Annotated in this window: 12 protein-coding genes; 7 read left to right on the forward strand and 5 right to left on the reverse strand. The window is 63.7% G+C overall.

Annotated features, from left to right (window positions below; all coding sequences use genetic code 11):
- Nucleotides 1–65: 65 nt before the first annotated feature.
- Nucleotides 66–1,457, reverse strand: coding sequence for an FAD-dependent oxidoreductase (locus tag HMPREF0291_RS04080; RefSeq protein WP_005288363.1), 1,392 nt, complete (start codon nt 1,455–1,457; stop codon nt 66–68).
- A 338-nt stretch (nt 1,458–1,795) separates the two neighbouring features.
- On the opposite strand from HMPREF0291_RS04080, the gene pta reads away from it, so the two are divergent.
- Together pta and HMPREF0291_RS04090 are read left to right on the forward strand one after the other, a co-directional pair.
- On the forward strand, nt 1,796–3,157 hold the full coding sequence (gene pta, locus HMPREF0291_RS04085) for a phosphate acetyltransferase (RefSeq protein ID WP_005288366.1): 1,362 nt from the start codon (nt 1,796–1,798) through the stop codon (nt 3,155–3,157).
- 3 nt (nt 3,158–3,160) lie between these two features.
- Nucleotides 3,161–4,360, forward strand: coding sequence for an acetate kinase (locus HMPREF0291_RS04090; protein WP_005288369.1), 1,200 nt, complete (start codon nt 3,161–3,163; stop codon nt 4,358–4,360).
- A 270-nt stretch (nt 4,361–4,630) separates the two neighbouring features.
- Here the strand turns inward: HMPREF0291_RS04090 and HMPREF0291_RS04095 are convergent, their stop codons facing one another.
- Complete coding sequence (locus HMPREF0291_RS04095; protein ID WP_005288372.1) at nt 4,631–5,008, reverse strand: hypothetical protein; 378 nt, start codon at nt 5,006–5,008, stop codon at nt 4,631–4,633.
- 298 nt (nt 5,009–5,306) lie between these two features.
- Here HMPREF0291_RS04095 and HMPREF0291_RS11245 point away from each other — a divergent pair, with 298 nt between their 5' ends.
- Together HMPREF0291_RS11245 and HMPREF0291_RS04105 are read left to right on the forward strand one after the other, a co-directional pair.
- A complete protein-coding gene (locus HMPREF0291_RS11245; protein ID WP_156774804.1) occupies nt 5,307–5,915 on the forward strand; it encodes a hypothetical protein in 609 nt (202 codons plus the stop codon).
- On the forward strand, nt 5,912–6,589 hold the full coding sequence (locus tag HMPREF0291_RS04105) for a roadblock/LC7 domain-containing protein (protein ID WP_005288378.1): 678 nt from the start codon (nt 5,912–5,914) through the stop codon (nt 6,587–6,589). The genes HMPREF0291_RS11245 and HMPREF0291_RS04105 overlap by 4 nt, the downstream gene beginning before the upstream one ends.
- A 6-nt stretch (nt 6,590–6,595) precedes the next feature.
- Here HMPREF0291_RS04105 and HMPREF0291_RS04110 read toward each other — a convergent pair whose 3' ends face one another.
- Genes HMPREF0291_RS04110 through HMPREF0291_RS04120 form a run of 3 tightly spaced genes read right to left on the reverse strand, consistent with a single transcriptional unit; the run spans nt 6,596 to nt 11,770 of the window.
- A complete protein-coding gene (locus HMPREF0291_RS04110; RefSeq protein ID WP_005288379.1) occupies nt 6,596–9,229 on the reverse strand; it encodes a serine/threonine protein kinase in 2,634 nt (877 codons plus the stop codon).
- Nucleotides 9,222–10,241 carry a glutamate ABC transporter substrate-binding protein gene (locus HMPREF0291_RS04115; protein WP_005288382.1) on the reverse strand — a complete coding sequence of 340 codons (1,020 nt, stop codon included), beginning with the start codon at nt 10,239–10,241 and terminating at the stop codon, nt 9,222–9,224. Before HMPREF0291_RS04115 ends, HMPREF0291_RS04110 begins: the two co-directional genes overlap by 8 nt.
- Complete coding sequence (locus HMPREF0291_RS04120; protein ID WP_005288385.1) at nt 10,241–11,770, reverse strand: MCP four helix bundle domain-containing protein; 1,530 nt, start codon at nt 11,768–11,770, stop codon at nt 10,241–10,243. The genes HMPREF0291_RS04115 and HMPREF0291_RS04120 overlap by 1 nt, the downstream gene beginning before the upstream one ends.
- Before the next feature lie 72 nt (nt 11,771–11,842).
- Between HMPREF0291_RS04120 and HMPREF0291_RS04125 the strand changes: the two genes are divergently transcribed.
- From HMPREF0291_RS04125 to HMPREF0291_RS04135, 3 genes are read left to right on the forward strand one after another with little or no spacing between them, the layout of a single operon-like run.
- A complete protein-coding gene (locus HMPREF0291_RS04125; RefSeq protein ID WP_005288388.1) occupies nt 11,843–12,307 on the forward strand; it encodes an NUDIX domain-containing protein in 465 nt (154 codons plus the stop codon).
- Nucleotides 12,300–13,334 (forward strand): ABC transporter ATP-binding protein, encoded by a 1,035-nt coding sequence (locus tag HMPREF0291_RS04130; protein ID WP_005288391.1) that lies wholly within the window; start codon nt 12,300–12,302, stop codon nt 13,332–13,334. Before HMPREF0291_RS04125 ends, HMPREF0291_RS04130 begins: the two co-directional genes overlap by 8 nt.
- Nucleotides 13,327–14,085: an ABC transporter permease gene (locus HMPREF0291_RS04135; RefSeq protein ID WP_005288394.1), complete on the forward strand. Its 759-nt coding sequence runs from the start codon at nt 13,327–13,329 to the stop codon at nt 14,083–14,085. The genes HMPREF0291_RS04130 and HMPREF0291_RS04135 overlap by 8 nt, the downstream gene beginning before the upstream one ends.
- Nucleotides 14,086–14,921: the final 836 nt, after the last annotated feature.

A 14,921-nucleotide genomic window follows, 5' to 3' on the forward strand; every position in this document is an offset into this window, starting at 1 on the left:
CGCTGGACAGACGAAAATGGGGCCACGCTACCGTGACCTCACTTAGAGAGTTTCGGCGCAGACCCCTAGATCTCGTACTCCGGGTGCGAGGCGGCGACCATGTCGTTCCACTCGACGACCTTCTTGCGCTCGCGGCCTTCGGCTTCGCCGAGGGCGCGCTCGTGGGCGTCGAGGTTGTGCCAGCCTTCCCAGGTGGTCGCGCTGACGTTCTTGGAGGCCAGCAGGTCCAGGATGTCCTGGGGGTCGCGCTTGTCGGTCAACTTCAGGGAGCCGTTGCGGAAGTCGTCGATAAGCATCGTGGTGGTGTCCTTGGCGTCGGACTTGGTGTTGCCGATCAGCCCGACGGGGCCGCGCTTGATCCAGCCGGTGGCGTACAGGCCCGGGACGATGTCGCCGCCGGGCTCGGTAAGCACGTGGCCTTCGTCGTTGGGGATGACGGCCTTGTAGTCGTCGAAGGGAACACCGTTGACAGCGTCGGAACGATAGCCGACCGCGCGGTAGACCGCCTGGACATCCCAGGTGGTGGTCTCGCCGGTGGTGGTCACGCCACCGTTGCCGTCAAGCTCCGTACGCTCGGTGATAAAACCGGTGACCTTTCCGTCCTCACCGGTGATCTCCACCGGGGACTCGAAGAAGTGGATGAACAGCTTGTGCGGGGCACCCTTCGGGTCGCGCATCGCGTAACCCTCAAGGGTCTGGCAGATCAGGTCAACGGACTTGGAGTCGCGGCGGGCCTGCTCGGACGCTTCGTCGTAGTCGATGTCCTCCGGGTCCACAATCACCTCAATGGTGGGGGAGTGGTCCAGCTCCTTGAGCTCCAGCGGGCTGAACTTCGCCTGCGCCGGGCCGCGGCGGCCGAAGATGTGAATCTCCTTCGCGGCGGAGCGGCCCAGGTTCTCATAAACATTGTCCGGGATCTCGGTGACGTGCAGCTCATCTGCAGTCTTGGCCAGCACGCGCGCAATATCCAGGGCCACGTTGCCTACGCCGACAATCGCGATCTTCTCAGCCGTCAGGTCCCAGTCGCGGGTGAAGTCCGGGTTACCGTCGTAGAAGCCGACGAACTCGGCGGCGCCGTGGTGGCCGTCAAGCTCCGCGCCCGGGATGTTCAGGTCGCGGTCGGCGACAGCGCCGGTAGCGAAGATGACGGCGTCGTAGTACTCCTGCAGCTCCTCAACAGTGATGTCGGTGCCCACGTCGACGTTGCCCAGCAGGCGGATCTCCGGCTTGTCCATCACGTTGTGCAGGGACTTGACAATGCCCTTGATACGCGGGTGGTCCGGCGCCACACCGTAGCGGATCAGGCCAAAGGGCGCGGGCATGCGCTCGAAGATGTCTACCTTCACGTCTACGCCGGACTGGGCGAGGTCAGACTTGATCAGCAGGTCGGAGGCGTAGATGCCGGCCGGGCCGGAGCCGACGACGGCGACGCGGAGGGAATCCTGGGGAGTGCTCATAGAAACTGCTGTGTCCTTCTCGGGGGTGATAGTGATGGATAGTTATTAGTACCTGCCATTGTAGCGGTTTGGCTAATAATACCTAGACCGCTCGTTCTATTACATTCGTACTGAGTGGTGCGGGGGATGGGACGTCGAAAAGCAACGAGCGGGGGCTCGCGGCGTGCGCACGTGAATTGCTGCTGCGCGATAAGTGTGAATCACGTTTCACCTGCGGACTTTTTCAGGCACGCGCCCATGGCCGTGGCTACACTGGTGACCAATGTCGCGCGCGGCGACGACTGCGCGACGGCTCACAACGCACGTCAAATGTGCACAACCCACGCGAAAGGATCCCCATGGCTAACAGGTCCGTTTTGATCACCACGGTAGGCCGCACCCTCGACGGCATCGACGTAGATGCGCTGGCTCAGGAATCCAACCTGACCGCCGTGCGTCTCAGCGAGCACGAGGCTGATGTTTCCGCCGTCGTGTCCGCAGACCTGCTGTCCGCAGGCGACTCCCTGATCGTCGGTACCGGCGACTACAACTACGACGCTGACGCCGCATCCGCGCTGGGCGTTCCCGTGCTCGTCGTCGCTGCCGCCGAGGAAGTCGCAGAACTGGCGAAGAAACGCATCGATGAGCTCGGTGCCACCGTCGCCGCCGTGGTGGCCGATGTTGACGCTGCTGCCATCAACACCGCACTGACCACCGAGACCGAGCAGGTCATGTCCGCAGCCGTGTTTGAGAACTGGCTGCTCAATCGTGCCAAAGAGAAGCGCTCCCACATCGTCCTGCCGGAGGGCGAGGATGACCGCATTCTCGAGGCCGCTGACCAACTCCTCGCGCAGGACGTTGCCGACATCACCATCCTGGGTGACAGCGACGATATCGCCCGCCGCGCTGACAGCAAGGGCCTGAACCTATCCAAGGCGAACATCATTGACCACCTCAACTCCGAGCTGCTGGAAGAGTTCGCCGCAGACTTCGCCGAGCTGCGCAAGAAGAAGGGCATCTCCATCGAGGAGGCCCGCGAGACCATGAAGGACATCTCCTACTTCGCCACCATGATGGTCCACAAGGGGCTGGCAGACGGCATGGTATCCGGTGCCGCGCACACCACCGCGCACACTATTAAGCCGTCCTTCCAGATCATCAAGACCGCTCCAGGCGCGACCGTGGTGTCCTCGATCTTCCTCATGGTCATGCGCGGCCGCCTCTGGGCCTTCGGCGACTGCGCCGTGAACCCGAACCCGACCGCGGAGCAGATCGGCGAGATCGCTGCCGTCTCCGCGCAGACCGCCGCCCAGTTCGGCATCGACCCGAAGGTCGCCGTGCTGTCCTACTCCACCGGCACCTCCGGCTCCGGCCCGGACGTTGACCGCGCTGTTGAGGCCACCGCGAAGGCGAAGGAGCTCGCTCCGGACGTGGCCATCGACGGCCCGCTGCAGTTCGACGCCGCATGCGACCCGGGCGTGGGCAAGAAGAAGGCGCCGGATTCCCCGGTCGCCGGTGAAGCCAACGTGTTCATCTTCCCGGACCTCGAGGCAGGCAACGCCGGCTACAAGATAGCTCAGCGCACCGCCGGCGCGCTCGCTGTCGGCCCGATTCTGCAGGGCCTGAACAAGCCGGTCAACGACCTGTCCCGTGGCGCGACCGTCCCGGACATTGTCAACACCGTCGCAATCACCGCTATCCAGGCACAAGGAGCACACTAACTCATGGCATACGTACTCGTTCTCAACTCCGGGTCCTCCTCGATCAAATTCCAGATCGTCGACCCGACCGCCTCCGCCGCAGACACCCCGTTCGTCTCCGGCTTGGTTGAGCAGATCGGTGAACCCAGCGGCCACATCAAGATCAAGATCGAGGGTCGTGCGGTAGAGTCCTCCATGCCGATCCGTGACCACCGCGGCGGCTTGCAGCTGGCCATCGCCATGCTGGATGCCAACGGCGCTGGCCCGACCCAGGTGGAGATCATCGCCGTGGGTCACCGCATCGTGCACGGTGGTCAGACCTTCAGCGAGCCAGTGCTTATCGACGACACTGTGGTCGAGCAGATCCGCGACCTCATTCCACTGGCCCCGCTGCACAACCCCGCCAACATTGACGGCATCGAGGTGGCACGCGCACTGCTGCCGAACATTCCGCACATCGGTGTGTTCGACACCGGCTTCTTCAACCACCTGCCGGCCAACGCCGCCACCTACGCCATTGACGCGGAGGTGGCCAAGGAGCAGAAGATCCGCCGCTACGGCTTCCACGGCACCTCCCACGAGTTCATCGCGTCCCAGGTCCCGGACCTGATTGGCAAGCCCCTCGAGGAGACTAACCAGATCGTGCTGCACCTGGGCAACGGTGCGTCCGTCTCCGCTGTGCGTGGCGGCCAGCCGATCGACACCACCATGGGCCTCACCCCGCTCGAAGGCCTGGTCATGGGTACCCGCTCCGGCGACATCGACCCGGGTGTCATCTTCCACCTCTACCGCCAGGCCGGCATGAGCATTGACGAGATCGATAACCTGCTCAACCGCGGCTCCGGCGTGAAGGGCATCGCCGGTGTCAACGACTTCCGCGAGCTGCACACCATGATCGAGGAAGGCTCCGCCGAGGCGAAACTGGCTTACGACGTCTACATTCACCGTCTGCGCCGCTACATCGGTGCCTACATGATCGCCCTGGGCCGTGTTGACGCCATCACCTTCACCGCCGGTGTCGGCGAGAACGACTCTCAGGCTCGTGCCGACGCGCTGGCAAATCTCGAGGGCTTCGGCGTGAAGCTAGATGAGGCGAAGAATGCTGAGCGCGGCGACGCCCGTATCATCTCCACCGACGACTCCGCTACCAAGGTCCTCGTGGTTCCGACCAACGAGGAGCTGGCCATCGCCCAGAAGTCCGCGCAGATCGCGCAAGGGGCTTAAACGACTGGGGGACCGCGCCCCCGGGCAAGACAAAACCCACGGCGGGCAGTTCATGCGAACGGTTCCCAGCCGTGGGTTTTGTGGTGTTCTTCAGGTGTGCGGATCAGTCCCCGCGTCAGCTGCACTGACGGCGAAGAGGAGGTCGCCCTCCACAGGCATGGGCTGGATGGCGCGCAGTTGCGCGAAGTCCATGGATGGGGGCTGAGACGCGATCACGGACCACAAAGGCTGGCCTGCGGACGAGTCTCCTCCGCTATCAGTGCGAGCTCTTCAGGAGAGGCCGTGCTTGTTCAAGCCGGACTTGACCACGTTGCGCATCAGCGCGAGGTTGGTCTGGTCCGAGAACGCAGCCACGTACACGAAGAGGTTGTTGTCCAGCATCTTGATCAGGTGGAACTGGTCGTTCAGGGTAAGCAGCATGTCCTGCAGGTTAGTGCGAGAGATGCTCAAAGCGTCCATTGCCTTGAACTTGGACTTGACCATCTCAGAGTTGTAGGCCGCTGCGACGTCAAGGTCGAAGTTCGGGTAACGGGAGTTGGTGGCCAGGGACATGCCGGTGTCCAGGTCGACGATCGATGCGCCGATGAAGCCGCCGAGGTCGCTGGCGATCTCATTGAGGTAGTTGTTCAGAGTTTCTTGGTGGGACATGTTCTTCCTATCTGTTTGTACTTGCGGGAAATCCAATCGAGAAAGTTAGCACTCAACTTGGAGGAAACCCAATACTGAAAGTAACTCCTGGTTTTCCACATCAAGCAGAAAAGTCACTTTACTTCTCTGTAGGTTACATTATTATCGGCAATCTAGGGAGTGTCGCACAGCGATTTGGAAGAAATAGGGTAAAGCGGCTACCCCTATGATGACGCGACAACAAATGTTAGGTTGAGAAAGCAAGGAGATAAATGCCGTGGAAGAGTACGCAGGCGTTCACCGGCGTCAAACTGGTGACGTGAACCGACCGCGCCGCGCTACCAAAGTAGAGCAGCCGTGGGAGAAGGAAGCCCTGGTCGGATCTTATGTCGACCGTGAGGTCGTTTTCTTAGGGCCCGTGGGAGTAGGAAAGACGACCGCGATCTCTACTCTGTCGACGCTTGCGCCCGTTCAAACGGAGGTGTACGCAGCAGCATCGGATGACTTCTACGTGCACACTAAAACGACGACCACCGTGGGCATCGATTTCGGAATGTGGCACCGTCCCGACGGCCGCACCATCGGCCTCTACGGAACCCCTGGGCAGGAACGCTTCCAGGCCGCCCGCGGGCCGGCGATGAACCCGGAGGCCGGGTTGGTTCTCTGGCTGTTCGGCTACGAGCACCTGCTTGAAGACCAGGTTAGTGAGTGGATCATGGCTATCCACGACATGAAGGCGACGAACCGCGTCGTCGTCGCGGTGAACTTCAAAGAGCCGGGCCAGCCTGATCCGGTGACCGAGTTGCGCCACCTCATCCCGGCATTCGGTTTCCCCGATGTGCCGATCATGTCCGCTGATCCCCGCAAGGCGGGCGACGTAGCGGCTGTTGTGGACGCAGCCTTGAACCGAGTGGGAGCCACAGCATGACGTTCACCCAGCACTACGCACCTTATCCCTTGACCTCCGATGCGAATTCCATGAGCGAACCGAACCCTTACTTGAATAACCGCCGCTTTCCCGGCGACAATAACGTTGTGAACCCCGACGCGAATTTCTACCGAAACGTGGACGCTAATGCCCGAATAGCGGACGCGGACATAGTAGATGCCGAAATCGCAGACGACGATACGGCTGGCGTCGACGAGTGGTCCACCCAGATTGGACGCCACCGTCGCGTGCGCGGCACAGATTTTTCCACCAGCGACTTGGCAAAGGCGTGCTTGCCGATCATGTCGAATCTGCGCAACGAGGTGCCCGGTGTGCACTCGGTGGTCCTCGGCACCGGTGACGGCCTGCATGTGTGCTCCATCGGCTTGAAAGACGGCATCGACGCATCGCGTATCACGGCGCTCAACTCGTCGATGTTCGGTGTGGCCGCCGCCCACGCAAAGGTCATTGACCCGGTCTTGGGTGATGAGCACAGCACCAGCGTCATCGTTGAGCTCCCCGGTGACAACCTCATGGCACTGGTGAGGATCGAGCACGAGCCGATCGGCCACCTGGTCATGGGCATTTTCGCCACCGACACCCAGCTGGGCATGCTGACCCACCACGCGCGCAGCTTCGGTAAGCGGCTCGGTGAGTGGCTGAGGGAGATTTAACCCCGGCTAAAACCAGGTTGCCGGCCGCACCTGGTTCGCCGTGTCCACCAGTGCATACCGGTGGCGGGCAAACGGTGCGCGCCGGGCTTGCTCTCGCAGGGTAATGGCAAGGCCGCGGCGGAGGCCGTGGATGGTGAAGTCATACTCGAACAATTGGTTGCGCGATGCCGCCTCGAGGACGTCCTGCTCAATCAGGTAAGTCAGGCCGGCGCGCAGTACAGCGATCTTGATCTGCAACAGCCGCGGTTCGTTGGTCGGGATCTCCTCCAAGCGCCGGGCCGCGCGGCGAATGCGCGACTCGGTCAGGTCCCCGCTGACCAGATATAAAATCGTGGTCAGTTTGGCCATCCGGTGGTGGCGCGAGGACATCGGCACCTTATCCAGGGCAGCCACGGCCATTTCCACTTCGCCTTCGAAGATGAGCTGGCGCGCGAGCCCGAACGCGGACGACACAGTGGTCTGGTTCGCCGCCCACACCAGGGCGTACAGGCGCATTGCATTGAGTCGCAGCGTCTCCGGTTTTTGCGAGATGTGCGACCAGTTCGGCGTGATGTCGCCATCCTTCTCCAGCCGGACAAAGTAGGAGTCCGGCAACTCGCCTAAGTCGGATCGGATGGAGGCGAGGTGGCGGGACAAGGTGGCGTCGATAAGCTGCTGCTGTTGCAGGCCAGCTTCCTGCAATAACAGCTCATCGACGGCTGCGAGCGCGAGTTTGGGCGCGGCCTCGCCCGGCACGATGTCGAGGACTTGCGCGAAATCGCGCTGCGCTGCCACGAAGTCGCCGTGGACGAGTTCAGTGACGCCGCTGTACCAGTGGAAACGCCAGTCTTCGCGGAGCCGCTCGTTGAGTTGGGAGAGCCAGTGGCGCGCTTGCGTGGTCAGGCCCAAGTCGAGCATCGCGCGGACGACACCGAAGGGAATCTCGGCGGAGTGCTCGTACTCCGGGGTCTGCATTGCTTGGCGCAGCGTCTCCAGGGTTTCCTGCGGCTCGGCGTAGGAGGAACCGGTGAGCATGCCCGCACCGACATCGCTGCGGTCAATCAGGGGCGTGGGCAGCGCGGATACGACTTCGGACGGGGTGATTTCGGCGGTGCGGTCGATGCCGTCGATAAGCTGATCGGTCCGGAAGACCAGGTGCTTGGTGCCGAATGTCGTACGTTGCGGCGAGAACAGCGAATGCTGCTGCGGGAAGTAGAGACCGTCGCGCACGGCGAGCACCTCGCGCAACACCCCGAGGAGCTGGACTTGAAGCTCACCCACGCTGGAGAAACGTTGCGCCGGGTCGGGGTCGCAGCAGCGCACGAGCAGTCGGTAGAGCGAAATGTGGCGGCGCAGCGTCGGCGATTGCGTGGGCGTGGGCAGCTCCATCGTGAGCACGCCGTTTTCCTTCGGCAGGTCCAAAATGAGTGCGGCGAGCGTGCGGCCAATGGTGTAAATATCGCTGGTGATGCTCGGGCCCTGGCTCGCGACCTCCGGCGCCTGGTAGCCCTTCGTTCCGTAGATGTAGCCGTACGCGCCGATGCCGCTGACCGCGCCCAGATCGATCAGTTTCACCTGGTCCTCGGCCACAATGATGTTGTCCGGCTTCAGGTCGTTGTACACCACCCCGCGCGCGTGCAGGTACCCCAGCGCGGGGAGCACCTCCAGGATGTACGCGATTGCCAGGTCGATGGGGAGGAGGTGATTGCGCTGCTCATTGCGCCTTTCGCGTAACGACGGCCCACCCACAAACTCCATCACAATGAACCCGCCGGAAACACGCGGATCGTCGATGAAGTTGAAAATCTTCACAATCCCCGGGTGCGTGATGTCCGCCAGGAACTCGCGCTCCGCCGCAGCCGCAGCCGTCTCGTCGACGCTCTTTTCCGCCTGCATGCCCTTGAGCACCACCACGCGGCCGGCGACGTGGTGGTCCTGCGCCAAGTAAATCCAGCCCATGCCGCCGTGGGCGATCACACCCTGGATCTCGTACTGGCCGGCCACGACATCGCCGGGGTGCAGCTGCGGTTCCGGGATGCCCTTGTTCACCACGGCGTTCGTCGGATCCTTGATCGCATCCTTCGGGTCCGTCGGCGGGATCCACGGCAGCTCCACCATGCCGTCGGCCACTGTGCGGCCCTTGCGCTTTGTCGCGCGGCGCTCCATGAACGTCTCCAGCGCTTGCCTGCGCGACCTTTCCGAGGTGCTCTTCTGCAGCTCCTGCAGCTGCGCATCCGTGAGACCGGCCGGGCCGGTGCTGGATGAACCGGTGAAACTCGGACCGGAGGCGGCAGCCGTAGCTGCTGCGGTGGCCGGGTCCGTGCCGGGGCCGGTGGTCGGGCCGGTCGCCCCGCTGTCGCCGCTGCGCAGCTTGTCCAAGTCCTTGAGAATGCCCTCGAACTCGCCGGTGCCGGAGTAGGGGTCGAAGTCATCTCCCCACTCGTCATCATCAGCATCATCGTCGTCGGCGAAGGGGTCGAAGGCGACGGCGCTGGTGCTTTCGGCGTCATCCGGATCGCGGTCTTCTGTGCCCGGGCCGTCAGCGGACGGGTCGAATTTCACCGCGTGGGTTTTGGCGGGGGAAAGCGGCTCGGGGTGCTCGGAGCGCTCGGTCGGCTCGGGGTGCTCGGCGCGCTCGGTCGGCTCGGGTGCGTCAGTCATTCTCAACCTCCGTGTCAGCCGGTGCGTCCGGCTCGGTGGGTTCGTCCGGGCGGTATTGCAGAGCGGGGGCGGACCGGCTGGCGATGTGGGGACCGAGCCAGTCGTCGAAGATGCGGTTCCAGGTACCGTCGTCACGCACGCGCTCTAACGTGGAATTGACCTGGCGGGTCAGCCCGTCGTAGCCCTTGGGGATGCCGATGGCGTACTGCTGCTCCGCCACAGCCTCACCGGTGACCGTGGTCAGCGGGTCTTGGGCGGCGGCGCCGGCGAGGATGGTTTCGTCGCCAAGAATGAACCCGGCCTGGAACTGCTGCATTGCCATGAGACAGTCGGTCCACGTGCGGGTACGCAGAACCTCCTGTTCGGGAAAGGTGCTGCGCGCCATGTCGACCACGTTGGAACCGTCGGCAACGCACACGCGCTCATCGCCGACATCCTCCACGGACTCGATCCCGGAGGCCGCGGGCACGAGCATGCGTACGGACGAATCCAGGTACGGCACCGAAAAATCCACCTTCTCCGCCCGCTCGCGCGTGATCGACATCGTGCGGATCACCACATCCACCTGCCCGCTTTGCAGAGCTTCGGTACGCATGGTGGATTCCACGAAACGGAAGTCGACTTTGTCGGGGTCGCCGAAAATGTCGCGGGCGATCTCGCGTGCCAAGTCGACTTCGAAGCCGCGCAACTCACCGGTGGCGTTGTCGCGGAAGCTGAGCAGGTACTGCGATTGGTCCACACCCACGATGAGGCGGCCGCGCTTGACGATGTCCGGCACACGCTCCTCCGGTTTCTTGTCATCCGGACGCAGCGAGCCCTCCCACTCGAAGGTCGTTGTCGCCGACTCCGGCTCAAGGCCAGGGATGTCGATGTCCGCGCCGGGCGGCAGCGGAACGTCATCATGAACCGTGTCGGGCGCCGGCAGCGGAGGCGGTGGGGGAGCAGGGGTGCACGCAGTGAGCGCGCCCAGCGCGGCGAGCACCGAGACACTGAAGACCTTCCGCGCGCCCATCACAGGTACTCCTGCATCCGTGGACGGATTCCGAACCACATCGCGATCACAGCCGCGAACACGAGCAGCATCACACCCGGCGCCACGGCGCGCGAAGCAGACAGGCCGTCATTGATGTCCGCGCGGAGATCTTCGCGGGAGGAGGAGATGAGGTCGGTCAAGGAGTCGTCGAGAAGCGAAAAAGCGCTCGCGGCACTGTCCTCATCGCTTGTCGACGCCGCAATGTCCACCGCCCGCTCATAATCACCCGACTGCAGCGCGTTCATCATGCGGGTGTGGGCCCGGCGCCACTCGCTCAGCGCGGTGCGGGCTGTGTCGACCTCGCCGGCGTTATCCTCATTCTCGATCGCGTCGAGCGCGTCGCGGACCTCTTCGACGGTCGCCGCCATGGGCGAACCCTCCGATGAGCGGCGGGTCAAAAGCGTCAATGTCTCGTTCGTGCGCGTCTCCTGGGCGGAGATGCGTGCGCCGGTGAGCTGCTCGAACGGGCCAGCTGCGGCTTCGAACTCGCGTGTGCCGGCGTGCCACGCGGCGATGTTGGACACGCCCACCCACACGACTGCAATCAGCAGGAATGCCGTGGCGACGAGGAAACCGCGGTTGAGGCGGCGGCGGAACATCCGCCACAGCGCCCACTGCGCAGCCAGCAGGGCCAGCACAGCGATGAGGAGGCCGGACAGCGGGCCGAACTGCAGCGTGGACAAGCGCTTCATCTCGCCGCCGAGCTGCGCGCGGGTGAGCTGCAGAATCTCCTCGGCGCTGACCAGCATCTCCTCGCGCATCATCGTGCTTGCCTGCGTCATGTACGCCACGCCGAGCGGGTTGCCGGTGCGCTGGTTCGCCTGGGCGCGCTCCATCAGGCCGGTGTATTGGGGCAGGAGGCGCTGGATTTCGCGGACGTGGTTTTGGACTTCGGTGCTGTCGTCGACACGCGTTTCCACGCTGCCGCGCAGCACATCGTCCGCCGCGATGACTGCCTCATCGATCGCCGCCATGTACTCGCGGTGCGATTCCGCGTCCTGCAAGCCGGGCTGTACAAACGACGTGGTGGCCAGCGTGTCCGCCTGGCTCAGGCTCGTGTACAGGATGTGCGCCGAATTGCTCATCGGCTCCGTGGCGGTGAGCATCGCATCCAGGGCCGATTCGCGGTTCGCGCTCGACTGGCTCATCAGGTAACCGGTGCCTAGCAGCAGGAGAGTCAGCGCCACCATCATCGCGATCAGGCGGCCCAGCGTGGTGAGCAGGAACCCCCACGCTTCCACGACCCAGCGGCCGGTGCCGCCGAACGAGTCGTAGATCTTGTCCCGGAAGCCGCTGAACCCGGTGCGCTGCGGGGCTTCCTCCAGTGAGTCCAGCCAGGCGTCCTCGTTCTGCTCCGGCAGTACCGGGGCTTTGCGGCTCTTGCGGGGAGTGAAACGGGGAAGTCTCCGTTTCCCGGTCTTCTCGGCGTTGTCGGCGTTATCGGGCAGCGCGACGTCAGCGTCGGCAGCGAACTCCGCTGCCTCCTCTGAACGCTCCCGTACCGCCATTGCCCCAGAATAGCGCCCCGCACGCCCCCACGGCGGCAACCACACTGGTGGCATCTGGTTACACTGGCCCACATGGAAGGCGACGGAAACGGATGGGTTGACGGCCCCGGCGGTAAGCCGGTGTGGGGCAAGCACGGCGCGGCGGGCCTGTTCCTCCGCGCCGGGGACGCGGTGCTGCTGCAACACCGTGCGCACTGGGTTGCCGATGGCGGTACGTGGGCCCTGCCCGGCGGCGCCCGCGACTCCCACGAGACCGTCGAAGAGGCAGCGCTGCGCGAAACGGTGGAGGAGTGCGGCGTGGACACCGCGCTCATCGAGGTCGAGCATGCCATCGTCACCGCCGGCGAAGACCCCGGCTGGACCTACACGACCGTGCTGGCCCACACGACCACCGGCGAACCGATTCCCCTCGAGCCCAACGCGGAATCTATGGAGTTGCGTTGGGTTCCGCTGAATGAAATCCGTCAGTTTCCGCTTCATGCGGGGTTCGAGTCGTCGTTAAGCGTGCTTCTATGGCACGCTAAAGCGCATGATTGAAGTCTCTCACCTGACTAAAGAATACGGTCAGGTCCGTGCGGTCGACGACCTCACATTCGCAGTCGAACCGGGCGTGGTCACCGGCTTCCTCGGGCCGAACGGCGCAGGTAAATCCACCACAATGCGGATGATCCTCGGCCTGGATGAGCCGACGTCAGGCACCGCGCTTATCGACGGCTCCCCCTACCGCTCCCTCCGCGGCCCCCTGCGCAAGGTCGGCGCCTTGCTGGATGCGAAGGCGATCCACCCGAACCGCTCGGCGCGCAACTCGCTGCTGTGGCAGGCGCAGGCGTCCGGGATTCCGGCGTCCCGTGTTGACGAGGTGCTTGACCTCGTCGGTCTGACCAGCGTCGCCGGGAAGAAAGCCGGCGGGTTCTCGCTGGGTATGGGGCAGCGCCTCGGCATCGCGGCGGCGATGCTCGGCGACCCCGAGTACCTCATTCTTGACGAGCCCGTCAACGGCCTCGACCCCGAAGGCATCCGCTGGGTGCGCGAACTGCTGCGCCGCTTCGCCGCCGAAGGGCGCACCGTGCTCGTGTCCTCGCACCTGCTGGCCGAAATGGCGCAGACCGCCGACCGGCTCGTAGTGATCGGAAAGGGGCGGCTGGTCGCCTCCGGCTCCGTGAACGACTTCATCAAGGAGAACTCCGCCGTCACCACCGTCATCCGCTCCCCGCACCTGGCCGAGTTCTCCGCCGCCCTGAGCACCGAGGGCATCCAGTTCCAGCAGACTACCGACCCCGACGGCCGCCCCGTGCTGGAAATCCCCGGCCGGTCGTCGGAGGAGATGGGCCAGCTGGCCTTCTCCGTCGGCGTGATGGTCACCGAGCTCACCGAGCGCCGCGCCTCCCTCGAGGACGCCTACATCCGCCGCACCGAAGGAGCGGTGGAGTACCAGGCAGCGCCCGGGGCGGTCGCGCCGCAGGGTGCTGGCGCTGGTGCTGGTGCTGCACCTGCACGGCCCTCGCAGCCTGCGCCGCGTGAGCCGCAGGACCGTACCCGTAGAGGAGGCACCCACCGTGCTTAAGACCATGCTTTCGGAGTGGACAAAGCTCCGCACCACCGCTTCTTTCTGGTGGACCTCTGGTTTGGCGCTGTTGTTCTCGATTGCTTGGGCTGTGCTCATGGCCAGTCTGGACAACCCCGACAGCCCGACATATGGCGGCGCATCTGCCATCATGGGATTCAATTCCTTCGGCCTGATGACGCTGTTGATCCAGGCCATCATGGTGGTCACCACCGAGTACCGGTTCAAGGTGAACTCGACGAACTACACTCTGACGCCGCAGCGGTGGCAGGTCGGCCTGGCGAAGCTGCTCGTGTACGGCATTTTCGCAGCGATCTTCTCCGTGGTAACGATCATGCTGTGCTTCATTGTCGGTGACCTCATCGCCGCCAACCCGATTGAGTGGTGGGACAACCCCTTCGTCCGCCGGTCGCTGTGGGTCATCCCGCTGACCACGTTCATGGCGGTCATGCTCGTCCAGGGCATTGGCTGGATCGTCCGCGCCACCGCTGGCGCGCTGGCCATTTACCTTGGTTGGCAGCTTGTGCTGGAGCCGGCGCTGGCCATGATCCCGAGGGTCGGCCGCAACATCCAGACTTACGCCCCGTTCATGAACTTGCAGTTCTTCACGGCGAACATGAACAACCCGGGTCCGGACCCGCTCGACACGGCAGGTGCCCTTCCGTTGTGGCAGTCGTTCGTGCTCTTCGCGGTGTGGGCGATTGTCCTTTACGTGATCGGGCTGATCCTGCTGGAGAAGCGCGACGCCTAGTTCTCTCGCTGAAGCGCTGAGCGCTTGTAAGGCCGGTCCCAGACGGGGCCGGTTTTTTCTTTAGGCGCCTGGGGCCTGGCTCACGTCTGTTTTCCGGTTCAATCGGGCCGGTAGCCCCACTTCTACATTTTTAGTATCGCCCTTCACCAGGTTCGAAGAAATCCGACCTGCGGAAACGCGGTAGAAATTCACTAGAAGGCGATACTAAAAATGTATTCCGTCGGAGACCCTCGGGATCTCACCGCCGCCACGTCGCCCGCACCCAATAGAACCCGCCACTGTCAACCCCTTCGCTCACCGCAGTGCGCACAACTGGGAACTCCACCCCGAATCTATCCACAGGTCAGTAGTGACACGTCATCAAAAACAGTGGTTCTCCACAGAGCGGGGAGCACGCGATAGACGGCCGGCTGGATTCGGTGCACCGTAGCGGTATGCACGCAGACTTGCCCATGCTCAACCAGCTCCTCATACCCATCGGTCACAAGACCCCGCCCGCACTGCAAGCTCGTTTCGATTCGGGCGATCTCTACCGCCTTGCAAGCCGCCGGGCGGTTCAAACCCAGAAACTGGTGAACCTCAAGGAGCATCAGCGCCGTATTCTTTTCGCTTTGGCTGTGGGCCAGTCGGCCCGCTCGTCGTACTTGATTGGCGAGTCCGCTGCCGCCCTCCACGGCATCTGGTTGCTGCAGAACAACAAAGCGCGAGTTGAGTTAGCCACACGCAGCGGGACACTTCCTCCGCGAACCCAGTGGCCGCGTGGCAGTGTGTTCCGGAAAGTCAAGACCAGCCCGGATGGCATTGTCACGCTTCTGGGCGTCGACCTTCTGGATCCG

The sequence above is a fragment of the Corynebacterium genitalium ATCC 33030 genome (assembly GCF_000143825.1).
Taxonomy (GTDB): domain Bacteria; phylum Actinomycetota; class Actinomycetes; order Mycobacteriales; family Mycobacteriaceae; genus Corynebacterium; species Corynebacterium genitalium.